The 23862-nt window shown below is 73.3% G+C and carries 25 protein-coding genes and 2 pseudogenes; 18 read left to right on the forward strand and 9 right to left on the reverse strand.

What is annotated here, in order from left to right:
* Positions 1-23 precede the first annotated feature (23 nt).
* Both AB0P07_RS16285 and AB0P07_RS16290 read right to left on the reverse strand, forming a co-directional pair.
* Positions 24-3203 (reverse strand): ATP-dependent helicase C-terminal domain-containing protein, encoded by a 3180-nt coding sequence (locus AB0P07_RS16285; protein ID WP_365550761.1) that lies wholly within the window; start codon positions 3201-3203, stop codon positions 24-26.
* A gap of 71 nt (positions 3204-3274) precedes the next feature.
* Positions 3275-4269: pseudogene (locus AB0P07_RS16290) on the reverse strand (class I SAM-dependent methyltransferase).
* A gap of 226 nt (positions 4270-4495) precedes the next feature.
* Here AB0P07_RS16290 and rpsA point away from each other — a divergent pair.
* The 4 genes from rpsA (at position 4496) to AB0P07_RS16310 (ending at position 8296) form a co-directional block, all read left to right on the forward strand.
* On the forward strand, positions 4496-6004 hold the full coding sequence (gene rpsA / locus AB0P07_RS16295; RefSeq protein WP_061445320.1) for a 30S ribosomal protein S1: 1509 nt from the start codon (positions 4496-4498) through the stop codon (positions 6002-6004).
* A 160-nt stretch (positions 6005-6164) separates the two neighbouring features.
* Positions 6165-7103 carry a PAC2 family protein gene (locus tag AB0P07_RS16300; protein ID WP_365550764.1) on the forward strand — a complete coding sequence of 313 codons (939 nt, stop codon included), beginning with the start codon at positions 6165-6167 and terminating at the stop codon, positions 7101-7103.
* Positions 7104-7239: 136 nt separating this feature from the next.
* On the forward strand, positions 7240-7866 hold the full coding sequence (gene coaE / locus AB0P07_RS16305) for a dephospho-CoA kinase (RefSeq protein WP_365550767.1): 627 nt from the start codon (positions 7240-7242) through the stop codon (positions 7864-7866).
* A gap of 49 nt (positions 7867-7915) precedes the next feature.
* Positions 7916-8296: a tetratricopeptide repeat protein gene (locus tag AB0P07_RS16310; protein ID WP_365550770.1), complete on the forward strand. Its 381-nt coding sequence runs from the start codon at positions 7916-7918 to the stop codon at positions 8294-8296.
* Positions 8297-8336: 40 nt separating this feature from the next.
* On the opposite strand, the gene AB0P07_RS16315 is transcribed toward AB0P07_RS16310, so the two are convergent.
* Positions 8337-8594 carry a DUF6343 family protein gene (locus AB0P07_RS16315; protein ID WP_365550773.1) on the reverse strand — a complete coding sequence of 86 codons (258 nt, stop codon included), beginning with the start codon at positions 8592-8594 and terminating at the stop codon, positions 8337-8339.
* 172 nt (positions 8595-8766) lie between these two features.
* Between AB0P07_RS16315 and AB0P07_RS16320 the strand changes: the two genes are divergently transcribed.
* Both AB0P07_RS16320 and AB0P07_RS16325 read left to right on the forward strand, forming a co-directional pair.
* On the forward strand, positions 8767-9450 hold the full coding sequence (locus AB0P07_RS16320) for a class I SAM-dependent methyltransferase (RefSeq protein ID WP_365550776.1): 684 nt from the start codon (positions 8767-8769) through the stop codon (positions 9448-9450).
* Between the two features lie 67 nt (positions 9451-9517).
* On the forward strand, positions 9518-9955 hold the full coding sequence (locus AB0P07_RS16325) for a DoxX family protein (RefSeq protein WP_365550779.1): 438 nt from the start codon (positions 9518-9520) through the stop codon (positions 9953-9955).
* 33 nt (positions 9956-9988) lie between these two features.
* Here AB0P07_RS16325 and AB0P07_RS16330 read toward each other — a convergent pair whose 3' ends face one another.
* Complete coding sequence (locus AB0P07_RS16330; protein WP_365550782.1) at positions 9989-10528, reverse strand: RNA-binding S4 domain-containing protein; 540 nt, start codon at positions 10526-10528, stop codon at positions 9989-9991.
* Between the two features lie 79 nt (positions 10529-10607).
* Here AB0P07_RS16330 and AB0P07_RS16335 point away from each other — a divergent pair, with 79 nt between their 5' ends.
* Complete coding sequence (locus AB0P07_RS16335; RefSeq protein ID WP_365550784.1) at positions 10608-11321, forward strand: uracil-DNA glycosylase; 714 nt, start codon at positions 10608-10610, stop codon at positions 11319-11321.
* Between the two features lie 55 nt (positions 11322-11376).
* Positions 11377-12348 carry a prolyl aminopeptidase gene (pip, locus tag AB0P07_RS16340; protein ID WP_365550787.1) on the forward strand — a complete coding sequence of 324 codons (972 nt, stop codon included), beginning with the start codon at positions 11377-11379 and terminating at the stop codon, positions 12346-12348.
* Positions 12349-12610: 262 nt separating this feature from the next.
* Here pip and AB0P07_RS16345 read toward each other — a convergent pair whose 3' ends face one another.
* Positions 12611-13081 (reverse strand): GNAT family N-acetyltransferase, encoded by a 471-nt coding sequence (locus tag AB0P07_RS16345; protein ID WP_365550790.1) that lies wholly within the window; start codon positions 13079-13081, stop codon positions 12611-12613.
* Positions 13078-13491, reverse strand: coding sequence for a RidA family protein (locus AB0P07_RS16350; protein WP_365550793.1), 414 nt, complete (start codon positions 13489-13491; stop codon positions 13078-13080). Before AB0P07_RS16350 ends, AB0P07_RS16345 begins: the two co-directional genes overlap by 4 nt.
* A 311-nt stretch (positions 13492-13802) precedes the next feature.
* On the opposite strand from AB0P07_RS16350, the gene AB0P07_RS16355 reads away from it, so the two are divergent.
* The 4 genes and pseudogenes from AB0P07_RS16355 (at position 13803) to AB0P07_RS16370 (ending at position 18206) form a co-directional block, all read left to right on the forward strand.
* Positions 13803-15674: an FUSC family protein gene (locus tag AB0P07_RS16355; protein ID WP_365550796.1), complete on the forward strand. Its 1872-nt coding sequence runs from the start codon at positions 13803-13805 to the stop codon at positions 15672-15674.
* Positions 15671-17074 (forward strand): annotated as a pseudogene (locus AB0P07_RS16360) (amidohydrolase). Before AB0P07_RS16355 ends, AB0P07_RS16360 begins: the two are co-directional and overlap by 4 nt.
* Positions 17075-17175: 101 nt before the next feature.
* Positions 17176-17865, forward strand: a complete 690-nt coding sequence (locus AB0P07_RS16365) for a DUF899 domain-containing protein (protein WP_365550799.1) — start codon at positions 17176-17178, stop codon at positions 17863-17865.
* Positions 17866-18020: 155 nt separating this feature from the next.
* Complete coding sequence (locus AB0P07_RS16370) at positions 18021-18206, forward strand: hypothetical protein (RefSeq protein WP_365550802.1); 186 nt, start codon at positions 18021-18023, stop codon at positions 18204-18206.
* 17 nt (positions 18207-18223) lie between these two features.
* Here AB0P07_RS16370 and AB0P07_RS16375 read toward each other — a convergent pair whose 3' ends face one another.
* Both AB0P07_RS16375 and AB0P07_RS16380 read right to left on the reverse strand, forming a co-directional pair.
* Positions 18224-18658, reverse strand: a complete 435-nt coding sequence (locus AB0P07_RS16375; RefSeq protein ID WP_365550805.1) for a hypothetical protein — start codon at positions 18656-18658, stop codon at positions 18224-18226.
* Positions 18655-19305 carry an ATP-binding protein gene (locus tag AB0P07_RS16380; RefSeq protein WP_365550808.1) on the reverse strand — a complete coding sequence of 217 codons (651 nt, stop codon included), beginning with the start codon at positions 19303-19305 and terminating at the stop codon, positions 18655-18657. Before AB0P07_RS16380 ends, AB0P07_RS16375 begins: the two co-directional genes overlap by 4 nt.
* A 266-nt stretch (positions 19306-19571) precedes the next feature.
* On the opposite strand from AB0P07_RS16380, the gene AB0P07_RS16385 reads away from it, so the two are divergent.
* From AB0P07_RS16385 to AB0P07_RS16395, 3 genes are all read left to right on the forward strand, one after another.
* Positions 19572-20432: a helix-turn-helix transcriptional regulator gene (locus tag AB0P07_RS16385; RefSeq protein WP_365550811.1), complete on the forward strand. Its 861-nt coding sequence runs from the start codon at positions 19572-19574 to the stop codon at positions 20430-20432.
* Complete coding sequence (locus AB0P07_RS16390) at positions 20433-20708, forward strand: DUF397 domain-containing protein (RefSeq protein ID WP_102929095.1); 276 nt, start codon at positions 20433-20435, stop codon at positions 20706-20708.
* Positions 20709-20825: 117 nt separating this feature from the next.
* The gene (locus AB0P07_RS16395) at positions 20826-21605 is read left to right on the forward strand and encodes an SAM-dependent methyltransferase (protein ID WP_365551281.1); all 780 of its coding nucleotides are present in this window, start codon (positions 20826-20828) and stop codon (positions 21603-21605) included.
* A gap of 77 nt (positions 21606-21682) precedes the next feature.
* Here the strand turns inward: AB0P07_RS16395 and AB0P07_RS16400 are convergent, their stop codons facing one another.
* Positions 21683-22162: an anthrone oxygenase family protein gene (locus AB0P07_RS16400; protein WP_365550815.1), complete on the reverse strand. Its 480-nt coding sequence runs from the start codon at positions 22160-22162 to the stop codon at positions 21683-21685.
* On the opposite strand from AB0P07_RS16400, the gene AB0P07_RS16405 reads away from it, so the two are divergent.
* The 3 genes from AB0P07_RS16405 to AB0P07_RS16415 all read left to right on the forward strand — a co-directional run bounded on the left by AB0P07_RS16405 (position 22161) and on the right by AB0P07_RS16415 (position 23840).
* Positions 22161-22331, forward strand: a complete 171-nt coding sequence (locus tag AB0P07_RS16405) for a hypothetical protein (RefSeq protein WP_365550818.1) — start codon at positions 22161-22163, stop codon at positions 22329-22331. The two genes, AB0P07_RS16400 and AB0P07_RS16405, sit on opposite strands and share 2 nt — an antisense overlap.
* Before the next feature lie 14 nt (positions 22332-22345).
* On the forward strand, positions 22346-22978 hold the full coding sequence (locus AB0P07_RS16410) for a uridine kinase (RefSeq protein WP_365550820.1): 633 nt from the start codon (positions 22346-22348) through the stop codon (positions 22976-22978).
* A gap of 67 nt (positions 22979-23045) precedes the next feature.
* Entirely contained in the window at positions 23046-23840 is a 795-nt protein-coding gene (locus AB0P07_RS16415) for a methyltransferase domain-containing protein (protein ID WP_365550823.1), read from the forward strand.
* The last annotated feature ends 22 nt before the right edge of the window (positions 23841-23862 follow it).

The raw sequence follows: 23862 nt of genomic DNA on the forward strand, positions 1-23862 counted from the left end.
GCTCTCCGCCCCGCCGACCGCGGTCACCTCCCGAGCCGTGCCTTCGTGTACCGCGTCGGCTCCGCCGTGGCCGGGTCCTCGGGCCACGGATGCTTCGGATACCGGCCGCGCAGCTCCGCCCGTACGCCCCGGTATCCGTCCTTCCAGAAGGAGGCCAGGTCCGCGGTGACCGCGGCGGGACGGCCGGCGGGGGACAGGAGATGGACCAGGAGTGGCACCCCGGCGATCTCCGGTGACCGCTGCAGCCCGAACATCTCCTGCAACTTCACCGCGAGGACGGGCTGTTCGGGGTTGGCGTAGTCGATCCGGATCCTGGACCCACTGGGGACGACGATCCGTTCGGGGGCCAGCTCGTCGAGCCGCGCCGCCTCCCCGGAGGCCCAGGGCAGCAGCCGTGCCAGCGCCTGGCCGGCGTCGATCCGCCCCAGGTCGGCCCGCCGCCGGGCCCGGCTCAGCTCGGGCTCCAGCCACTCGTCCACGCGCGCGAGGAGCGCGTCGTCGGACACGTCCGGCCAGGGCTCGCCGAGATGCCGCCGCAGGAACGCGAGCCGCTCGCGCAGCAGATCGCCGTCGGCCGACCGGCGCAGCAGCCCGAACCCTTCCCTCCGCAACCCCTCCAGCAGTGCGCCCCGCACGAGACCGGGGTCGGCGTCGGCGAGGGGCCGCACCGCGAGCTCCACCGCCCCGAGCCGCTCGACGCGCCGGGCCACCACGTCGCCGTCGGCCCAGTGCACCTCGTCCCGTTCGGTCTTCAGCGCCCCTGCCGCGAGCCGCGCGATGTCCTCGTCGACGACCGCACCGAGTTGCACGCGCGCGTGTCCCTTGCCCACGGGCCGGTCGGCGACGGCGACGGCGATCCACGGCGCCCCACGCAGCCCGGACGTCTCCGACAGCTCCGCCCGGGTACCGGACACCATCAGGTACGAACCGCCGTCCTTCCTGGCCACCCGCTCCGGAAACGCCAGAGCGGCCACCAGCCCGGCGAGCACGTCCTCCCCGACCCGCTGCCCGCACCCGTCGCCCGCGCCCTCGACAGCGCCCCGCAGCCGCCGTACCTCGGCCCGCCACCGCGCCCCGTACGCGTCGCCGGCACGCCGAGCGGCCCGCAGTACGGCCGCCAGGTCGTCCCCGTACTCCCGCGGCGTCTCCTCACTCAACAGCCCCACCACCTCGGCCACCACCTCACCCCCACGGCCCCTGTCCCCGCCGGCGCGGTCCCCGCCCGCCGCAGGGGCGCCGGCCTCGGAGGCAGCCGCCGAGGCCTCGCGGGTCCCGGGTGTGCCCGCTCCGGTGGCATCGTCCGCCTGGAGACCACCGGCGCGGGAGGCGCCCGTCGGTGACCCGCCCGTCCGGGAGCCGCCGGCGCGGTCCCCGCCAGCGGTACGGTCGCCCGCCCCGGAGGCAGGCGCTCCGGGGCGGCCGGTCCCGGCACCACCTGATCCGGAGGAGTCCGTCCCGCAACCGTCGGTGTCACCGGGCCTCGCCCCGGGGGTGTCCGTCGCCGCGGTGGCCGCCCCGGAGTCACGTCGTCCAGCAGTGCTCGTTCCGGCGGGAGTTTCGGTGGGGCCTGTCCCGAAGGTGCCGGTCCGCGGTGCACCCGCACCGCGGTGTGCTGTCCCGGGGCCCTCGGTCCCGGAGCCCTCGGCCCGGGAGACGACCGGGCGGGCGGTGTCGCCGTCGGCGTGTCGGGGGTCCGGCGTCTTCGTCGGCGAGGACCCCAGGCCCGGGGACCGCGCGCCGGAGCGGCCGGGAGACGGCGAAGACCGCGCGCCCGAGCGGCCAGGAGACGGCGACGACCGCGCACCGGAGCGGCCGGCAGACGCCGCCGTTTCGGGGGCGGGCCGGCGTGAAACTCCCGCGCTCAGCTCCTCCGCGTCCAGGAGGGCCCGGCCCAGCCGGGGATGCACCCCGAGGCGGGCCAGCCTTGTGCCCCGTGCCGTCGCGCGCCCGGCCGCGTCCACCGCGCCGACCGCCTCCAGCACCGACCGGGCGGCCGTCATCGCCCCGCCCGGCGGCGGATCGAGCAGCGCCAGTCCGGACGCGTCCGGATCGCCCCAGCAGGCCGCCTGCAACGCGAACGCCGTCAGGTCGGCCACCTTGATCTCCGGTGCCGGGAACCGCGGCAGCCGGGCGTCCTCCGCCTCCGCCCAGCAGCGGTACACCACCCCCGGCGCCTCACGGCCGGCCCGGCCCGCCCGCTGCCGCGCCGCCGCCCGCGAGGCCCGTACCGTCGTCAGCGCGCTCAGCCCGCGCGCGTGGTCCACCCGCGGTTCCCGCGCAAGGCCCGCGTCCACGACCACCCGCACGCCCGGAACCGTCAGCGACGACTCGGCCACCGCGGTCGCCAGCACCACCCTGCGCCGCGCCCCGGGCGCCAGCACCGCGTCCTGCACGGCGCCGGGCGCCCGACCGTGCACCTGGAGCACGTCGACGTCCCCGAGCGCCCCCAGCCGCCCGGCCACACGGGAGATCTCGCCGACCCCCGGCAGGAAACACAGCACGTCCCCGTCCCGCTCGGCCAGCGCCCGCCGCACCACCGACGCCACGTGCGTGAGCAGTGCCGGGTCCACCCGCATTCCGTGCGGCGGCCGCACGGGTCGCGCCGGTGGCGCCCAGACGACCTCGACGGGGTACGACACGCCCGGCGCCTCGACGACCGGCGCGTCGCCCAGCAGCCGGGACCAGCCCTCCGCGTCGGTCGTCGCGGACGCGGCCACCAGCCGCAACTCAGGACGCAGGGTCTGCCGCACGTCCCACAGGAACGCCGCCGTCGTGTCCGCGTCCAGATGCCGCTCGTGACACTCGTCCAGCACCACGACGTCGACGCCCGTCAGCTCCTGGTCCCGCTGGAGCCGCTGCAGCAGCACACCGGTCGTGACGACCTCCACGCGTGGGTGGCGCCCGACCACCCGTTCACCGCGCACCGTGTACCCGACGCGTTCGCCCGGCCTCTCGCCCAGCAGCCACGCCATCCGCCGGGCCGCCGCCCGCGCCGCGATCCGCCGCGGCTCGGCCACGACCACGCGCCGCGCGGGAGCGCCCTTCCCGCCCAGCAGCCCGGCCAGCGCCAGCGGCACCAGCGTGGTCTTCCCGGTGCCGGGCGGCGCGACCAGCACCGCCGTACCGTGCCCCTTCAGGGCGTCGTGCAGCGCGGGCAGGGCACCGCGCACGGGCAGCGCGTCCAAGGCGTCGTAACGGATCACGCCCCCAGTGTCGTACGTCCGCGAAACCGCCCTCCCAGGCGCGCGTGGCACCACGCTCCGGGAGGTGCGGCTCAGTCGCGCTCGCAGACGAAGATCGCGGTCCCCGGGATCAGATGCCCGCGCAGCGGGGACCAGCCGCCCCACTCCGAGGTGTTCCAGTCGGGCCACTCCGGCTCCACGAGGTCCACCAGGCGGAACCCGGACGTCACCACGTCCCGCACCCGGTCCCCGAGCGTCCTGTGGTGCTCGACGTACACCGCGAGACCCTCGTCGTCCTGCTCCACGTACGGGGTGCGGTCGAAGTACGACGCGGACACCGACAGCCCCTCGGGGCCCGGCTCGTCCGGGAACGCCCAGCGCAGCGGGTGCGTGACCGAGAAGACGAAGCGGCCGCCGGGCCGCAGCACCCGGCGCACCTCCCGCAGCACCAGCCGCGGGTCGGCGACGAACGGCAGCGCCCCGTACGCCGAGCACGCCAGGTCGAACGAGCCGTCCGCGAAGGGCAGCACGGCGGCGTCGGCGCACACCAGGGGAAACGAACCGCCGATGCGCAGGGCGTGCTGGAGCTGGCGGTGGGAGAGGTCCAGGGCCACCGGACGGGCGCCCTGGGCGGTCAGCCAGCGCGAGCACTGGGCGGCGCCGGCGCCGATCTCCAGGACGTCCTTGCCCTTCAGCTCCTCCGGCGGGCCGAGCAGCTCGGCCTCCACCTCGTCCAGGCCCTCGGGACACCACACGAAGCGGTCGTCGCCGAGAAAGGTGCCGTGCTCGGTCTGGTACTCGTCCGCGTTCCGGTCCCACCAGCCGCGGTTGGCCCTGGAACTCTCCGTGACACCTGCGGCACGCCGGGTCGCCTCCGGCTCGTGTTCTTCGGCTCCGTCGGCCCCGAATGCGGCCTCGGACGTTACGGGCTCTTGGATGACCGGCTCCCTCGTACTAGTCTGCGGGCTCTTCCGTGCCGCCCGTCCCGCGTGTCACACAAGGGGCATCCAGGGGTCCGTGTGGCCTCGGGAGACGGCTTTTGTGCCGGGTATGCGGGGATCCGCCCCGGGTGGGCGGCTTCGTGCATTGACCCTGCCCGGCTGCCCCCGTATGCTACAAGTTGCGCTGCGGGCCTGCGCACCTCAGACGTAGCAGGTCGCGCTCGCATCTGTTGTATGTCCCCTCGGTTCTCGAGGCGTCACCAGTGGATTTCGGTGAGGCTTCCTTGGCTGTCCGGCTTCTGCAGAGCGAAACGGGCTCCCGGCGTAAGCAGTACCTACGACTTCAATGTCCGTACCGGAGCCCTTTCCCACATGACGAGCAGCACCGAGACCACCGCCACCACCCCGCAGGTTGCGGTCAACGACATCGGTAACGAGGAAGCCTTCCTCGCCGCGATCGACGAGACGATCAAGTACTTCAACGACGGCGACATCGTCGACGGCGTCATCGTGAAGGTCGACCGGGACGAGGTCCTGCTCGACATCGGTTACAAGACCGAAGGTGTCATCCCGAGCCGCGAGCTCTCGATCAAGCACGACGTCGACCCCAACGAGGTCGTCGCCGTCGGTGACGAGATCGAGGCCCTGGTCCTCCAGAAGGAGGACAAGGAAGGCCGCCTGATCCTCTCGAAGAAGCGCGCCCAGTACGAGCGTGCCTGGGGCACCATCGAGAAGATCAAGGAAGAGGACGGCATCGTCACCGGTACCGTCATCGAGGTCGTCAAGGGTGGTCTCATCCTCGACATCGGCCTCCGCGGCTTCCTCCCGGCCTCCCTGGTCGAGATGCGCCGTGTCCGCGACCTCCAGCCCTACGTGGGCAAGGAGCTCGAGGCGAAGATCATCGAGCTGGACAAGAACCGCAACAACGTGGTCCTGTCCCGCCGTGCCTGGCTGGAGCAGACCCAGTCCGAGGTCCGCCAGACGTTCCTCACCACCCTCCAGAAGGGTCAGGTCCGTTCCGGCGTCGTCTCCTCGATCGTCAACTTCGGTGCCTTCGTGGACCTGGGTGGCGTCGACGGTCTGGTCCACGTCTCCGAGCTGTCCTGGAAGCACATCGACCACCCCTCCGAGGTCGTCGAGGTCGGCCAGGAGGTCACCGTCGAGGTCCTCGACGTCGACATGGACCGCGAGCGTGTCTCCCTGTCGCTGAAGGCGACCCAGGAAGACCCGTGGCAGCAGTTCGCCCGCACCCACCAGATCGGCCAGGTCGTGCCCGGCAAGGTCACGAAGCTGGTGCCGTTCGGTGCGTTCGTCCGCGTGGACGAGGGCATCGAGGGTCTGGTCCACATCTCCGAGCTGGCCGAGCGCCACGTGGAGATCCCGGAGCAGGTCGTCCAGGTCAACGACGAGATCTTCGTCAAGGTCATCGACATCGACCTCGAGCGCCGCCGCATCAGCCTCTCGCTGAAGCAGGCCAACGAGGCCTTCGGTGCCGACCCGTCCGCGGTCGAGTTCGACCCGACCCTGTACGGCATGGCCGCGTCCTACGACGACCAGGGCAACTACATCTACCCCGAGGGCTTCGACCCCGAGACCAACGACTGGCTCGAGGGCTACGAGACCCAGCGCGAGGCCTGGGAGACGCAGTACGCCGAGGCCCAGCAGCGCTTCGAGCAGCACCAGGCGCAGGTCATCAAGTCCCGCGAGGCGGACGAGAAGGCCGCTGCCGAGGGTGTCGACACCGCGGGTGCGGCCCAGGCCGCGTCCGGCAGCGGTGGCGGCGGCTCGTACTCCTCCGAGGGCGGCGACAACTCCGGCGCCCTCGCGTCGGACGAGGCGCTGGCCGCGCTGCGCGAGAAGCTGGCCGGCGGCCAGAGCTGAAGCTCTGCACACCGGCCGCTGACCCACAGCGGTTGAAGCACAGTGGTTGACCAAGGGGCCGCACCTTTCGAGGTGCGGCCCCTTCGGTGTTCCTCCTGCGGGAATGCCCCACCCCACACCGGCGTTGTCACTTGTGAACACAAGGAGGGGAGCGGTCACTGTGCTTGATCCGCAGGATTTGTACGCCTGGGAGCCGAAGGGCCTCGCCGTCGTCGACATGGCACTCGCCCAGGAGTCTGCCGGACTGGTCATGCTGTACCACTTCGACGGATACATCGACGCCGGCGAGACCGGCGACCAGATCGTCGACCAGGTGCTCGACTCGCTGCCCCACCAGGTCGTCGCCCGCTTCGACCACGACCGGCTGGTGGACTACCGGGCCCGTCGGCCGCTGCTGACCTTCAAGCGCGACACGTGGACGGACTACGAGGAGCCGACCATCGAGGTCCGGCTCGTCCAGGACGCCACCGGGGCGCCCTTCCTGATCCTGTCGGGTCCCGAGCCGGACGTCGAGTGGGAGCGGTTCGCGGCCGCCGTACGGCAGATCGTGGAGCGGCTCGGCGTGCGCCTCGCGGTGAGCTTCCACGGCATCCCCATGGGCGTCCCGCACACCCGGCCCGTCGGCATCACCCCGCACGGCACCCGAACCGACCTCGTGCCGGGCCACCGCAGTCCCTTCGAGGAGGCGCAGGTCCCCGGCAGCGCGGAGGCGCTCGTCGAGTACCGGCTCGCGCAGGCCGGCCACGACGTGCTCGGCGTCGCCGCGCACGTCCCGCACTACATCGCCCGCTCCCCGTACCCGGACGCGGCGCTGACCGTCCTGGAGGCGATCACCGCGGCGACCGGCCTGGTGCTGCCGGGCATCGCGCACTCCCTGCGCACCGACGCCCACCGCACCCAGACGGAGATCGACCGGCAGATCCAGGAGGGCGACGAGGAGCTCACCGCCCTCGTCCAGGGCCTGGAGCACCAGTACGACGCGGCCGCGGGCGCCGAGACCCGGGGCAACATGCTCGCCGAGCCCGTCGAGATCCCCTCCGCGGACGAGATCGGCCGCGAGTTCGAACGGTTCCTGGCGGAGCGGGAGGGCGACGGCTGATCCGGTAATCTGGCGGATGGGCGCGCCCCACCTCTCCCCGCTTCAGCGGGGGTGATCCGGTGGGTCTGACCGGCGGTATCGGAGTCGGTAAGTTGCTCCCCGCACCCGCGGGGACAGGTGAGGTGGAGGCGCGGTCATGCTGTCCGTGGGCCTGACCGGCGGAATCGGCGCCGGCAAGAGCGAGGTGTCCCGGCTCCTCGTCGAGCACGGCGCGGTACTCGTCGACGCCGACCGGATCGCGCGCGAGGTCGTCGCCCCGGGGACGCCGGGACTCGCCGCGGTCGTCGCGGCGTTCGGCGAGGACGTCCTCGCCGAGGACGGCGGCCTGGACCGGCCCAGGCTGGGCTCGATCGTGTTCTCCGACCCGGAGAAGCTGGCCGTCCTGAACGGCATCGTGCACCCCCTGGTCGGTGAACGATCCCGCGCGCTCGAAGAGGCCGCCGCCGAGGACGCCGTCGTCGTCCACGACGTCCCCCTGCTCACGGAGAACGGCCTGGCACCGCTGTACGACCTCGTGGTCGTCGTGGACGCCGACCCCGCCACCCAGCTCGACCGGCTGGTACGGCTGCGCGGCATGACCGAGCAGGACGCACGGGCGCGCATGGCCGCGCAGGCGACGCGAGAGCAGCGCCGGGAGATCGCGGACGTGGTCGTCGACAACGATGTACCGCTGGAGGAGCTGCGGCGCCGCGTGGCAGAGGTGTGGACCGACCTGGTGCGCAGGGCGCACTCGGACCGGCACTCGGATCGGCGCACGGAATAGCGGCCCTCCCGCGCGCGTTGATCCCTTACAGCGAGGGAAGGACTCAGCCGTGCCCGAGACAAGCGGTCCTGTCGGACGTACTCCGGAGACTGACGTCATCGACTTCCGTGCCGCCGAGCAACTGCTCGCCGCGCGGGACCCGCGTGGCGCGGTGAAGCTGCTCGACGGGGTCATCGGCGCCCATCCCGAGAACACCGCCGCGCGGATGCTGCGCGCGCGTGCCTTCTTCGCGGCGGCGCAACTGCGACCGGCCGAGCTGGAGTTCACCATCGTCCTGGAGCGGGAGCCGGACAACGCGTTCGCGCACTTCGCACTCGCCCGCACCTATGAGCGCCGGGGCTGCCCCGACCAGGCCCGACGCCACTTCCGGCTGGCCGCGGCGCTGGACCCGAACCCGGAGTACCTGCAGCAGGCGCGGTTCGACTCCTGACGGTCCCGGCTCCGGCGGGGTGGTCCGGCCGTCGCCGTCGTCAGCGCTTCGGCGGGAGGTACGGTGGGACGTTCCGGCCCGGCTGGTAGTGCGGGCCCTGGCGGATGTGCCGCAGGATCACGGTCAGGTCGACCGTGGCGACGAGCCACAGCACACCGCAGGCGAGGGCCCATCCGAACCGTCCCGTGAGTGCGAAGGCGGCCGTGCCGAAGATCGCCCAGACCAGCCCCCACAGGCTCAGCCAGAAACGCGCCCGCAGCGCACTGCGCGCGGTGGCCGGTTCACTGCCCGTACGCATCGGTTCACCACTCCTGTAATGAACGTACTCCGGCAGGCCGCGCGGGGGAAACGAGGCCTGCGGTGCGGCCGGCCGCAGCGCGCGACGGGACGCGTTCACTCGGTCGGGTGAATCGGCTGTGGAGGGGAACGGGTGTGCGGGGGCGGGCCGTTGGACGGGCATGGAGCTGAGAATGCGAGAGGGATACCAGGGCACGGGTCCGGGGGCCATCACCCCGGACGGCTGCGCGGTCGAGCTCTATTCGCGGCTGCCCGCCGGAGCCGAGCCGGACATCATCGCCGCCGCCGTGCCCGGGGGCGCGCGGATACTGGAGCTGGGCAGCGGGGTGGGACGCATGACCCATCCTCTGCTGGAGCGGGGCTTCACCGTCACCGCGGTGGACGAGTCCGCCGAGATGCTGGAGCGCGTGCTCGGTGCGCGCACCGTGTGCAGCCCGATCGAGGATCTCGACCTCGGCGAGCGCTTCGACGTGGTGATGCTGGCGTCGTTCCTCGTCCACGCCGGGGACACCGAGGTCAGACGGGGGCTGCTGCGCACCTGTGCCCGGCATGTCACGGACGACGGCTGTGTACTGATCCAGCGCGAGGCGGCGGACTACCACTCGAACCTGCCCCGTGAGCGGGTGGACCCCAGCGGCTTCACCGTCCGGATCCTGTCGGCGGACCCGGTGGGGGACGGGGTCAATTCGGTCCGTGCGGAGTACGAGTTCCCGGACGCGGTCTGGACGCAGACCTTCCGGGCCCGGCCGCTGACCAGGGAGCAGTTCGAGGAGGCACTGGGGGAGGCGGGACTCGCGGTGGACCGGTATCTCACCGACGACGAGACGTGGGTGAGGGCGGTGCCGGTCCGGCGATGAGTTCCGGTGCGGCGGGCGGTCTGTATCCCCGACAGCCGGCACGGACCGCTCACCACAGGAGACCCTCATGTCCGACACCACCGCTTCCCCCGCTCGCACCGTTACGGCCCGTGGCCGTGGGCTCCGCATCGCCCTGCGCACGGTGCAGGTGCTCCTGGCGGTGTTCTTCGCCGTCGCGAGCGCCCTGCCCAAGCTGATCGCGCACTCCTCGGCGGCCGACACCTTCGCCGAGATGGGCTGGGGCACCGCCGGCATGTACGCGATCGGCGTCCTCGAGCTGGCGGGAGCGGTCGCCCTGCTGGTCCCGGTGCTGCAGTCGGTGGCGGCGACGGCCCTGAGCGCGCTGATGGTGGGCGCGTTCGTCGTCCAGCTCACCTACTTCGACGGCGAGAACGCGGCGACACCGCTCATCCTGACGGTGCCGCTCCTGATCGTCGCCCGGGCCCGCCGCGGGCACCACGAGGAGTTGCGCCGCCTGGTGCGGGCCCGGGTCCGACGCGGCTGACCCGGTCCGGCGCCGGGCGTGCCACGGCCGCGCTCAGGGCCTGCTGCCGGCATCCCTTCGGGAGCTGCTCAGGCCCTCCAGCCCGCGCAGGCGGTCCATCTCGCGGCGGTCGCGCTTGGTCGGGCGGCCGGCGCCCCGGTCCCGGACGCCGGCCGGGGCGACCGCCTCGCGGGGCGGGGGCGGCGGGGAGTTGTCGACGTAGCACTGGACGGCGACCGGCGCACCGACGCGCTTGCGGATCAGCCGCTTCACGACGACGACGCGTTCCCGGCCCTCGTGGCGCAGGCGCACCTCGTCGCCGACGCGGAGCGCGTACGCGGGCTTCACCCGCTCGCCGTTCACCCGGACGTGGCCGCCGCGGCAGGCGGTGGCGCCCAGGGAGCGGGTCTTGATCAGCCGGACGGCCCAGATCCAGCTGTCCACGCGGACGGTCTCGCCGCTCTGCGGCCCGGCGGCCTCGGCCGCGGCGATCGCCGCGGCGGTCTTCGGGTCCGGTGGCGCGGCGGTGGCAGCGGCGCCGTCCTGCGGGGCGGCCACCGGGCCGCTCCCGCCTTCGTCATGCTCGGAAGCCATGCCTCGACCTTAACCGCCCGGCACAGTGGCACGGGCCGTGATTTCCGGGGCCCGGCGGTGGTGGACTTACGGTGGACGCATGGACAACGGCGCCCTTCCCGTACTCGACCAGCGCATCGCGGGCTGCCGGGCCTGCCCGAGACTGGTCGAGTGGCGGGAGGAGGTGGCCCGCACCAAGCGGGCGGCGTTCGCCGACTGGACGTACTGGGGCAGGCCGGTACCCGGATTCGGGCCGCCTGACGCGCGACTGCTGATCCTCGGGCTGGCCCCCGCCGCCCACGGCGGGAACCGCACCGGCCGGATGTTCACCGGCGACCGTTCCGGTGACGTCCTGTACCAGGCGCTGTACGACGTCGGCCTCGCCTCGCAGCCCACCGCGGTCAGCGTGGACGACGGCCTCGAACTGTACGGCGTACGCATCACCTCCCCGGTGCACTGCGCCCCGCCCGCCAACAAGCCCACCCCCGCCGAACGGGACACCTGCCGGGCCTGGCTCGGCCAGGAGCTCGAACTGCTGAGGCCGACCCTGCGGGCGGTGGTCGTGCTCGGCGCCTTCGGCTGGCAGGCGGCGCTGCCCGCGTTCGCCTGGGCGGGTTGGACCGTGCCCCGCCCCCGCCCGGCCTTCGCACACGGCGGACACGTGACGCTCGACGCGCCCGACGGGCCGGACCTCCACCTCCACGGCTGCTTCCACGTCAGCCAGCGCAACACCTTCACCGGCAGACTCACCCCCGAGATGCTGCGCGACGTGCTGCGCACGGCGGCGGAGACGGCGGAGCTGCCCACCCGGTGAGGCCGCACCGCAAAAAAGGATGAGCGCCCGCAGCCGCCGCGGCTACGGTGCTCCGATGGGCCTGTATCCGGAGATCGAACCGTACGACCACGGCATGCTCGACGTCGGCGACGACAACCGCGTCTACTGGGAGACCTGCGGAAACCCGCAGGGCAAGCCCGCTCTGGTGCTGCACGGAGGGCCCGGCAGCCGTGCGAGCCCGGGCCTGAGGAGGTACTTCGATCCCGCCGCCTACCGGATCGTCCTCCTCGACCAGCGCGGCGCCGGGCGTTCGCGGCCCCGCGCCGGCGCCCACGACACCGACATGAGCGTCAACACGACCGCCCACCTCATGGCCGACCTGGAGCGGCTGCGGACCCACCTGGGCATCGGGCGGTGGCTGGTGTGGGGCGTGTCGTGGGGGTCCGTGCTGGGCCTGCGGTACGCGCAGACGCATCCCGGGGTGGTGACCGAGCTGGTGCTGACGGGGGTCGCCACCGGCTCCAACGCCGAAGTGGCCCTCCTGACCCGCGGGCTGGGACACATCTTCCCCGAGGCCCACGAGCGATTCCTCGCCGAGCTGCCCGCGGACCAACGCGACGGCAACCTCGCGGCCGCCTACAACCGCCTACTGGAGTCTGCGGACCCGGCGGTCCGTGAGCGTGCCGCGCGGGCCTGGACCGACTGGGAGACGGCGACGATTCCGGCACCGCCCGGCTCGGTCGCCCGGTTCCGGGACCCGGAGTTCCGCCTGGGCTTCGCGCGCACCGTCACGCACTACTGGGGCAACGACCACTTCCTCGGCGACGGCAACGACGAGGGCGTCGTCCTCAGGGACGCGCACCGGCTGAAGGGCGTCCCCGGCACCCTGGTCCAGGGCAGCCTCGACTTCGGCAACCTTCTCGGCATCGTCTGGCGGCTCCATCACGCCTGGCCGGACAGTGAGCTGGTGGTCGTGGACGAGGCAGGTCACGACGCCGGGACGGCCGGCGACGAGGCTCTGATCGCCGCGACGGACAAGTACGCGCGCGGCGACACCGGAGGGTGATGCCTAGCCAGGGGTGTCGTTTGGATCGGGTCGGCTCCAGGCAAGGGGGCCGTGTGGCCGACCCGAGCGGGGGCGATGGGGGCCCCTCCCGCGCGGGCGAAGCCGAGCGTGGGGGAGCGTGCGGCTGCAAGGCGGAGGAGGGCGGCAACGCGGAGCGTCGACAACCGACGACAACGCCGCTGGGGGCACCTCCCACGCCCTTCAGGCAGTGGGGGAGCGCGTGCCGGACCCCGCGACCCCGGCACGATCCAAACGACGCCCCCTAAGGGCGCCACACGTAGCGCACGTCCGGCTCGCGCTCCTCGTTGCGGCCGCCGTCCGTCCACTCCACGGGCTTGAAACCGTGCCGCGTGTAGAAGCGCCGTGCGGGCGTGTTGACCTGGAAGGTCCACAACGACAGCCCGTTCGCCCGGCGCTCCTTGGCCAGGGCGACGAACCGGTCCCCGATCCCGCGGCCGCGCCGCTCGGGGGCGAGGTACAGCTGAGACAGCTCCTCGCCCTCCAGCGCCATCACACCGGCCACCGCGCCGTCGGCCCCCTCCGCCACCCAGGTCTCGCACCGCTCCACCACCACGTGCCGGAACCACGCACGGACCTCGGCGTCCGAGTGGGGCCGGACCACGGCCGGGAGCGCGGCGGTGAAGGAACGCAGCCAGACGTCGGCCGCCGCACGGGCGTCGGCGGCCGAGGCGCGCCGCAGCACGACCGCGTCGGTGTCGTCACCCGGGCTCACGGACGGCCCTCCTCCGGCACGACCGCGGTCGCGGTGATCTCCACCAGTTGTCCCGGATAGCCGAGGCAGGCCACCCCGAGCAGCGTCGAGGAGTGCGGACCGGCGCTCAGCCCGGACGCCTCGACGACGCTCCAGACGGCGGACAGCGCGGCGGTCTCGGCGCTCACGACGTACACGTCGGTCGACACCACGTGCTCCAGGCCGCTGCCGACGGCACGCAACTGCTCGGTGAGGTTCGCGATCACCTGCTCCGCCTGACGGACCGGATCGCCCTCCCCGACCAGCTTCCCCTCGGCGTCGAGCGGGACGGAACCGGCGAGCAGGGCGAGTCTGGTCCCGGCCTCGACGACGGAGGCGTGGGAGTAGGTGGGCGGCGGAAAGAGACCGGGCACGGTCACGCGCTGGATCACGTGGACTCCTGGAAGACGGACGGACAGCCTGCCGATCGTCCGTCCTCCGCCCGCACCGGCGCACCCGAATTACCGTCACCCACGGCCGCGCCCCCGGACCCGTCGAGCGCGCGATCGTCACATGCGCGCAACACACGCGTTCCCGTGCCGCCCACGTGCTCCCTTATCGTTGACATCACGTCGTCGACGCCACGTCCTCGGCATCACGTCGTCCTCGGCATCACGTCGTCGACACCACGCACACCCGCCCGGCCACCGTCGTCCGAAGGCTCACCACCGCCCTCGACCGGACGACAGGAGCCCCGCATCCCGTGTTCCGCACCGCCCGCCGCGCCCCGCACGCCCTTCCGCCCTGGCTCGGCCACGCCCTGAACGCCCAGCGCGGTCCCGTGCCGTGGAACGCGGTGGTCCGGGGCGCCCTGGCCGGCGGCCCGCTGCTGACCGCGGCACTGGTCGCCGGGCGGGCCTCCCTCGGGGTCGTCGCGGCGATCGCCGCCATGCTGGCCGGCATCAACGACCGTCCCGGCAGTCGCCGTACCTCCGTGCGACGGATCGGCGTACCCGCGCTCGCGGGAGCGGCCGGGCTGCTGGCCGGGACGTACGCCGGGCCGCACCTGGGGACCGTGGCGCTCACCGCGCTGCTGACCGGGCTCGGGCTGGCCGCCGGAGCCGTCAGTGCGATCGGGCCGGTGGCCTCGGCGACCGGGACGCAGCTGCTGGTCGGCAGCGCCGTGGGCGCCGGGATGCCGCTGCCCGACCCCGGCTGGCAGACCGTGCCGGCGTTCCTCGCCGGGGCCGGATGGCTGCTCCTGCTGCGACTGGTGCTGCCCACCCCCGCCGCCCTCACCGGTGACCTCCGTCTCGACTTCCGCTTCGACGGGGAGCGGGCGGCCGTCGCCGACGTCTACGAGGCCGTCGCCGCACTGCTCGACGCGATCGGTACCGGGGACGCCGTCGCCCGGCGGGCCGCGCTCACCGCCGCTCTCGACCACGCGCAGGACACGCTCGCCGGACCCCGGCTGCGGCGCCGTGCCTCGACCGCGGCCGAACGGCGGCTGCACGCCCAGTACGCGGCCGCGCTGCCCCTGGGCGAGGCCGCGACCGCGCTCGCGTGGGCCGAGCAGGCCGTGCCCGCGCGGGCCGCCGAGGGGCCCCGGCGGCTCGCGGCGGCCGTCCGCGGCAACAGCCCCGCCGGGCCGCTGCCCGCGCCCTGCCGGTCCGACCCCGCCCTGCGCGCCCTGGACGACGCACTGCTGCACGCGGCGGAGGCCTTCGACCGGGGCAGGGGACCGGAGCTGCACGTCCGGAGGCGGTCGCCGCGCTCCGTGGCGCGGGTGGTGCTCGGCGCGGGCGGACGGGAGTACGGGCTGCGGGCCGGGCTGTGCTTCGGTGCCGGTGCCGCCGTCGCCCAGGTGCTGCACCACGGGCACTGGTACGGCTCCCACCAGCACTGGTACTGGCTGCCCGCCACCGCCGTCTTCCTCGTCAAGCCCGACCTCGGCCCGCTCGTGTCCCGGGTGCTGTGCCGGGTGGCCGGGACGGTGCTGGGGGCGCTGCTGTTCGCCGGGTGCGCGGCCGTGCTGCCCCGGCCCGAGGGGCTGGTCGTCCTCGTCGCGGTCTGCGGTGCCCTGGTGCCGGTCGCCGCGCGGCACTTCGCCGCCCAGACCACCGTCGTCACCGTCCTCGTCCTCTCCCTGGTCATGGTCGGCGGCGAACCGCCGGCCTCCGCGAGCCGTATCGGGGAGACGCTGGTGGCCTGCGCGATCGTGCTCGTCGTCGGGCACCTGCCGATGCCCGGGCAGCGGGGCGCCGGAATCCGGGCGGGCGTCGAGGCCGCCGACGCAGCCGCGCACGCCTACCTCACGCACGTACTGAGCGAGTCCGACGACCGCGCCACCCGCTGGACCCTGCGCCGCGAGGCCTACCGCTCCCTCGCCGAGGCCCGCGCCGCCATCGCCCGGGCCGCCGCCGAACTGCCTGCCCTCGCCCGGCACTCCGAGGGCACCGACGAGGTCGCCGCCGTCCTCGAACGGCTCGTCGACACCACCACCGCGTGCGCGGTGCACCTCGACGACACCGGGCGGCTCACCCCCCGGCACACCGAACGGCTCGCCGCCCTGCGGGACGAACTCGCCGAGCGGCGCGGACGGGTGGGGCGGCGCCACCGTACGTTGGCGGCATGACGCCTCCCTCTCCCGAGCCCGCCGATCTCGTCGTCACCGGCTGCACCGTCCTCGTGCACGACGACCGGGAACGGGGCGGCTTCGGGCAGGACCGGGCCGTCGTCGTGCGCGACGGGATCGTCGACTCCGTGACCACCGCCGCCGCCGCTGCCGCGGTGCCCGCCGCCGACCGCATCGACGCACGCGGTCGGGTCGCCCTCCCCGGGCTGATCGACTGCCACACGCACGCGCCGATGGTCGCCCTGCGCGGCCTGGCCGAGGACCTGCCCACCGAGGAGTGGTTCAACGACGTCGTCTGGCCCGTCGAGTCCAACCTCACGGCAGGGGACGTGGTCCTGGCCGCCCGGCCGGCCTGCGCCGAGATGATCCGCGCCGGGGTCACCACCTTCGCGGACAGCTACTTCCACATGGACCGGGTGGCCGAGGTCGTCGACCGGTGCGGGGACGGGCGTACTTCTCCTCGCAGGGACCCCAAGGCAGGGAGGCGTCACTGGAGTTCGCGCTGCGGTGCCGCGGCCGGGCCGGCGGCCGGATCACCACCGCCCTCGCCCCGCACGCCCCCTACACGGTGACCGACGCCGACCTCACCGCGACCGCGGAACTAGCCCGCGACCACGGCCTGCCCGTGCATCTGCACGCCGCCGAGAACCGCGACCAGACCGACACCAGCCTCGCCCGGCACGGAGTCACCCCGATCGAGGTCCTGGAACGCACCGCATTCTCGACACCGACGTGCTCATCGCCCACGGCACCGGCATCACCGAGCGCGACCTGCCGCTCCTCGCGCGCGCGGGCGGCCGTACGGCGGTGGCGACCGCGCCCCGCGGCCACCTCAAGTTCGCCTGGCCCGGCACCACACCGGTGCGCGCGCTGCGCGGCATCGGCGTCCCCGTGGGGCTCGCCACCGACGGCGCCGCCTCCACCAACTCCCTCGACGTGTGGGAGTCGATGGCGCTCACGTCCCTGATCCAGAAGTCCACCGAGAGCGCCCCCCGCTGGCCGACCTCCCGCCAGGCGCTCCACCACGCCACCCTGCAGAGTGCCGAGGCGGTCGGGCTGGGGACGCCGTCGGCCGCATCGCACCGGGGCGGCGCGCCGCCCTGATCCTCGTCGAATTCACCGGCCCGCACACCCAGCCCGGTCACGACCTCGCCGCCACGCTGGTGCACAGCGCACGCTCCGCCGACGTGCGCACGACGATCGTCGACGGGCGGGTCCTCATGCGGGACCGCGAGCTGCTCACCGTGGACGTTCCCGAGGTGGTCCGGGAGCTGGCCAAGCGGCTGCCCGCCCTGACCGATCGGGGGCACGGGCGGCGCATCCAGGAGTACGGCACCGGGAAGGCCTGTTCGGAGCGTCTTCAACGGCCTCTTGAAAAGAATCTTGCCGGGCAGCGATGAGTTCCGCTCCGCCCTTCGGTCACCATCCGGACGGCCCGTCCGCTTCGGGCCGTCGGCCGTCGGACCGAAGCACGACGCATGTCGCACAGGAGGCTGGAGCCATGTCGCTGCCCGAGATCGTCACCCGCGCGGACTGGCGCGCGGCGCGCGAGGCCTTACTGGTAAAGGAGAAGGCGGCCACCCGCGCGCGTGACGCCCTCAACGCCGAGCGGCGCGGGCTGCCCATGGTGGAGGTCGACAAGGAGTACGTGTTCGAGGGCGGCGACGGCAAGGCCACCCTGCTCGACCTCTTCGAGGGCCGCGAGCAGCTCGTCGTGTACCACTTCATGTTCGCGCCCGAATGGGAGGCCGGCTGCCGCAGCTGCTCGGCGTTCCTGGACCAGATCGGCCACCTCGCCCACCTCAGGGCCCGCGGCACGTCGTTCGCGGCCGTCTCCCGGGCGCCGTATCCGAGGATCCTGCCGTTCAAGGCGCGGATGGGCTGGACGCTGCCCTGGTACTCGTCGTACGTCAGCGACTTCAACACCGACTTCGAGGCGACCCTCGAGCACGAGGGCGAGCTGGTGGAGCGGCCGGGTCTCAGCTGCTTCCTGCGGGACCGCGAACGGGTCTTCCACACCTACTCGACGTACGAGCGAGGCCTGGACGGGCTGGGCTCGACCACCAGCCTGCTCGACCTGACCGCGCTCGGCCGGCGCGAGCCGTGGGAGAAACCCGAGGGGCGCGCGTCGGCTCTCGGTGCTCCCGCGGGCAGTGGGAGAGTCCGCTACCACGACGAGTACGAGGGCTGACACGCTCGGTGGCGAAAACGGCCGAACGGCCGAGGCGCGGATCACCCTTCGCGGTGAACGGGTGTCAACTATGTCTCAGTACCCTCATCACGCGAGGCATTCGCTCCATGGTTGGCGTTCAACTCTACGAGTGCAGCGCTACATGGAGGTGCGGAGTGAACGGGCGAACAGTGCTCGAACGCTTTCCCGCCGGCGGACCGCGGGGATCCTGGCCGGCGGAGGAGTTCGCCCAGGCACGGCGTCTGGAGGGCCTGCCCGCCGAGGTCGTCATGGACCTCGCCTCGGACATGTTCCTGGTCGTCGTGCGCCGCGGCGACGGCGCGGGTGACGCCGCGGCCTGACCGCCGCCGTCCGGTGCCTACGCGCTGACCGTCCGCGACCAGGTGGGCGTCGTGTTCGTCAGCCGGCACAGGGCCAGGTACAGCGGGATGGGCGGCGTATAGGGAACCGTGCCGTCCGAGCGGTGCAGGAGGCCGGGGAGGCAGGCGGTCCCCGGCACCACCGCACCGGTGGCGTAGCGCGCGGGCGCCGGCCACTCAAGGGCGTAGTCGGAGTCGGACGGAACGATCCACCACCAGTGCGTCTCATCGGCGTAGACGCACCCCACGCGCGGCAGCCGGGGCAGCACCTGCTGGGCGAGGAGGGCGGGCACCGCCACCGCGTCGCAGCCCAGCGGTGCGGTCATGCCGTCCGGCACCGGCAGTCTCACGGACGTCCGGGCGGTGTGCCGTCCGCGCTGGAGGCGGACCATCGTGTCCAGGCCCAGCGGTCGGATGCCGGACGCAGCCCTCATAGCCATTCGGTCCCCGTTCCGTGGCGTGTCTCCCGGCTTTCCCGGCGGCGGGACTCCGCCTCGCCGTCGTCCCCCGGGGCGTCCGCGGGGCCGGGCTTCGGTCGGGCGCCCCAGCCCAGGTCGTTGCGGGGCACCGAGGGGGCGAGCGGTTCGTCGGCCCGGCGCGGCAGCTCGGCCCAGACCAGCAGTCCGGGTCCCTGCTCGTGCGCCCCCCAGGCGTCGCACAGGGCGTCGACGAGGATCAGACCCCTGCCGTGCTCGTCCTCGGGCTGCTGATCGGCCGAGGGGTGGGGCTGGCCGGGGGCGCAGCCCTCGTCGCGCACGGCTATGCGGACCAGATCGTCGGCGTCGTGCAGCTCGCACACTATGTGCCTGCTCGCCGTGTGCACGATCGCGTTGGTCACCAGTTCGGAGACCACCAGGGCCGCGGTGTCGCAGGTGTCCTCGCACACCGCCCAGCCGCTCAGCCGGGCCCGTGTCAGGCGTCTGGCCTGCGAGGGAGAGCCCGGATGAGCGGCCAGCTCGAAACGGAACCGGCGCTCGGCGGCGGTGGCTCCCGGGGAGCCGGCTCCCATGGCGGCACCGAGGCCCAGGGAGCCCACGGCGGCGTCTGTTCCTAAGGGCGCGGACGGAATCACGCTTGCCACTATCGCCCCGCCGTGAACACTTGGCAAGTGTCACTCTGAAAAATGCAGAGTGCTGTGTGACGTTCTGGACGGCCGTGGCACACTGCTCGCAACAGCACGTCGAGCGGCGCCACTTCAGACTGTTCGAGAGGCCTCAGCCATTCGAACAGGTCTTCGAATGGCGCCGCCGGGCTGTCCGCACCAGGACACGCCGGGCTCGCCGCGGCTGCCCGGACAGCGGAACAGGGACGCAAGGACTCTTTTCAGGACTCTTCAGGAGGTGGGCGGTGAGCGAGCCGCGGTCCGCGCCGACGGTCGGCCAGGTCGTACTCGGCCGGCGCCTGCTGGACCTGCGGGAACGCGCCGGTCTCAAACGCGAGGAAGCCGCCCGCATCCTCCGCGTCGCCCCGGCCACGGTGCGCCGCATGGAGATGGCCGAGGTCGCCCTCAAGATCCCGTACCTCCAGCTCCTGCTGAAGGCCTACGGCGTGAGCGACGAGGAGGCCGACGCGTTCGTCCGGCTGGCCGAGGACGCCAACAAGCCGGGGTGGTGGCAGCGCTTCCACGACATCCTGCCCGGCTGGTTCTCGCTGTACGTCAGCCTCGAGGGCGCGGCCTCCCTGATCCGCTCCTACGAGCCCCACTTCGTCCCCGGGGTGCTGCAGACCGAGGACTACGCGCGCGGGGTGCTGCGCTCGGGCGCCGTCGGACAGACCCGGCCGGACGACATCGAGCGCCACGTCGACCTGCGCATGCAACGCCAGGGACTGCTCACCCGTAAGGACGCACCCCGGCTGTGGGTCGTGATGGACGAAACCGCGCTGCGCCGCCCCGTCGGGGCGCCGGAGGTGATGCGTGCCCAGATCGACCGGCTGCTCGAGGCCGCGAAGCTGCCCAACGTGACGCTGCAGATCGCCCCGTTCGCGAACGGGCCGCACCCCGGCACGTACGGGCCCTTCGTGCTGTTCCGATTCGCCATGCCGGAACTCCCGGACATGGTCTACAGCGAGTACCTGACCGGCGCCGTCTACCTCGACGCGCGCGCCGAGGTGGCGACCCACCTCGAGGTCATGGACCGCATGGCGGCGCAGGCCGCCACGGCACATCGCACGAAGGAGATCCTCCGGGATCTCCGCAAGGAGCTGTGAATGAACCGCATCAAACCCCAGCGCCCGCCCCTGACCCGCGGTGAGCGGATCTACAACGGCATGCCCGCCCGCGAACTGGGCAGCGAGGGCTGGCACAAGCCGTGGAGCGGCGGTAACGGAGGCAACTGCCTGGAGGCGATGAAGCTCGCCGACGGCCGGATCGCGGTACGGCAGTCCACCGACCCGGACGGGCCGGCGCTGATCTACACCTCGGCCGAGATGACGGCGTTCATCGAGGGAGCGAAGGCGGGAGAGGCGGACTTCCTGCTGTCCTGAATCCTGCGCCCCCTTGTTTGTTGTTTTTAAGCTGTTTGGCACTGAGTCGATCACCCATCGCGACGAGAACTCAACACCTGGGAGTGCGTCACGGCCGGGCAACGTCCCACCGCCGGGATCGACACGAGCAAGCCGCACCCCGCGCGGATGTACGACTGGTATCTCGACGGAAAGGACAACTACCCGGCCGACGAGGCGATGGGCCGGCAGATGCTCACCCTGGACCCGAGGGTGCCGGTGATGGCGCGGGTCAACCGCGCCTTCATGCACCGGGCCTCCCGATGGCTGGCGGCCCACGGCACACGGCGGTTCCTCGACGTCGGCACCGGTATCCCGACCGAGCCCGACCTGCATCAGGTCGCCCAGGAGGTCAGGCCCGACGCCCGCGTCGTCTCCTGCGACAACGACCCCCTCGTGCCGGCCCACGCGGCGGCCCTGCTGCGCGGCACGCCCGAGGGGAGGACCGAGTACCTCCAGGCCGACGTCCGGGACCCGGACGCCGCCCTGGAGGGTGCCAGGAAGGTCCTGGACTTCGACCGGCCGATCGCGCTGTCCCTGGTCGCCCTGCTGCACTTCGTCTCCGACGAGGACGGGGCGCACGACCTGGTCCGCCGGCTGCTGGACGCGCTGCCCTCCGGCAGCCACCTGGTGATGACCCATGCGACGGCCGACTTTACTCCCGAGCAGTCGCGGGCGGCCACCGAGCAGCTCCGGGCCGCCGGAGTCACCCTGGCCCTGCGCTCGCGCGAGGAGTCCACCCGCTTCTTCACCGGCCTCGACCTGGTCGAACCCGGCGTCGAGGTGCCGCACCTGTGGCACCCCGAACCGGGCGACCCGGTCGCCGGCCAGGAGGGCGGCGTCATCCCGGGCTACGGGGCGGTGGCCCGCAAGCCCTGACCCGTCGCGGCGGACCACGGTCGCCGGCCGACGGCTGCCGACTGACGGCTGCCGACTGACGGGTGACGGCCGAGGGCTCAGGCGAGGGCCAGTACGTACGCGACCGCCGCGGCGGCCGAGGCAACCGCACGGACGTGGTTCCACGCCGTCCACTCCCTGACGTAGCCGGGCCAGCGGCCGGCCGCCTCCGCGGAGCCCGGCTCCAGCCGGAGCAGCGCGGTGTTGCGCGGCACGTTGGCGCCGGCCGTGACCCCGAACGCCCCCACCAGGTACAGCGCGCTGCCGAGCAACAGCTCCACCGCCGCCTCCTCGGGCCACACCACCAACGTCACCACGGCGATCACCGCGGCCAGCACCGCCGTCCCGAGGAACACCGACATGAAGGCCGGCCGTACCGCGGCCGTGTTGATCGCGTTCATCGCGGCGACCCCCTGCGCGGGCGGCAGCGCGGCGAGCCCCCGCATGACGAAGGTGGAGAAGGCACAGAAGACACCGGCCGTCACACCGGTCCCCAGCACGCCCAGCACCGTCAGCACGAAGTACGGTCCCTCGGTCATGTCCTGCCCACTCCCACCCGTCGAGTGGCCGCCGGCCCGGTGGCCGCCCGCCGTCGTCCCCCGAGTCAACCGCCGCACCGGCACGGTGACCATGGCCGAGCGCCGCGCGCCCATGCGCGAGCGTCCAGGCGACCGGGGCGACCGGCACGACGGGGGACTGGCCGGGTGACGCATCATGGGCGGGTGCGACTGGAAGCGATCACCTGGGACCGGCTCGGCGACCGGCTCGCCGAGCGCCTGCTCGGCCTGGAGCCCGCCGACGGCAGCGCCTGGACGCGCGTCGCCCTCGACGGCGCCCCGGCCGCCCGCCCCGGCGACCTCGCCGACCGCATCGGCGAGGCGCTGCGCGTGCGCGGCCGCCCCTCCCTCGTCGTGGGAACGGGGGGCTTCCTGCGGCCCGCCTCGCTCCGTCTGGAGTACGGACATCAGGACGTCGAGTCCTACTACAACGGCTGGTACGACACCGGCGCCCTGTGGCGCGAGGTCTTCGACCCCGTCGGCCCCGGCGGCGACGGACGGGTCCTGCCCGACCTGTGGGACCCGGTCACCGACCGCGCCACCCGCAGCCCCCGCGCCCGGCTGCCCGCCGGCGGTGTGCTGCTGCTCCACGGCCCCTTCCTGCTGCGCCACTGGTTCCCCCTGGACCTGAGCGTCCACCTCGTCCTCACCCCCGGCGCGCTGCGCCGCCGCACCCCCGAGTCCGAGCACTGGACCCTGCCGGCCTTCGAGCGCTACGACGAGGAGAGCGACCCCTCCGGCACCGCCGACGTCCTGGTGCGCGCCGACGATCCACGCCGTCCCGCCTGGAACGGCTGACCCGGGGGCTGCTGACGCCGGAGCGTCGCCCCCTTCGGGCAAGGCGGACAACTGGGATGATCCCAGCATGACGCGAACCGACGGATACCTCCTCGACAACGCTCAGGCCGAGGCTGCGGAGCGCTTCGACGCCTTCGCCACACTCTTCGACCCCACCACGTTCCGGCACCTCCAGGCGCTCGGCGTCGGCCCCGGGTGGCGCTGCTGGGAGGTCGGGGCCGGAAGCACCTCCGTGGTGTCGTGGCTGGCCAAACGGGTGGGGCCGACCGGCAAGGTCCTTGCGACGGACATCGACACCTCACGGGTCGCCCCCGCGGGCCGGCCGCCCGTCGAGGTCCGGGTGCACGACGTCGGCGCGGAGGAACCGCCGGGGGACGGCTTCGACCTCGTGCACGCCCGGCTCGTACTCGTCCACGTCCCCGACCGGGAGCGGGCGTTGCGGTCCATGATCCAGTCCTTGCGCCCGGGCGGCCGCCTCCTGGTCGAGGACGCCGACCCGGCGCTCCAGCCGCTGCTCTGCCCCGACGAGCACGGCCCCGAGCAGGAGTTGGCGAACAGGCTCCGGCACGGCTTCCGCCAACTGCTGTCCCGGCGGGGCGCCGACCTGTCCTACGGCCGCAGGCTGCCCCGGCTGCTCAGGGAGGCGGGCCTGCGCCGGGTGGAGGCCGACGCGTACTTCCCGGTCACCTCGCTCGCGTGCGCCGCCCTGGAGTCCGCGACCGTACGACAGATCCGCGACCAGCTGGTCTCCGCGGGGGTGGCCTCCCACGACGACATCGACCGCCACCTCGCGAACGTCGCGGCCGGGGGCATGGACCTCGCGACGGCACCGATGATCTCGGCGTGGGGGCGCAAGGGGTGACCGGCGGCCGCCCATCACCTGA

This window comes from Streptomyces sp. NPDC085944, from assembly GCF_040686295.1.
In the GTDB taxonomy this organism is placed as follows: Bacteria; Actinomycetota; Actinomycetes; order Streptomycetales; family Streptomycetaceae; genus Streptomyces; species Streptomyces salinarius.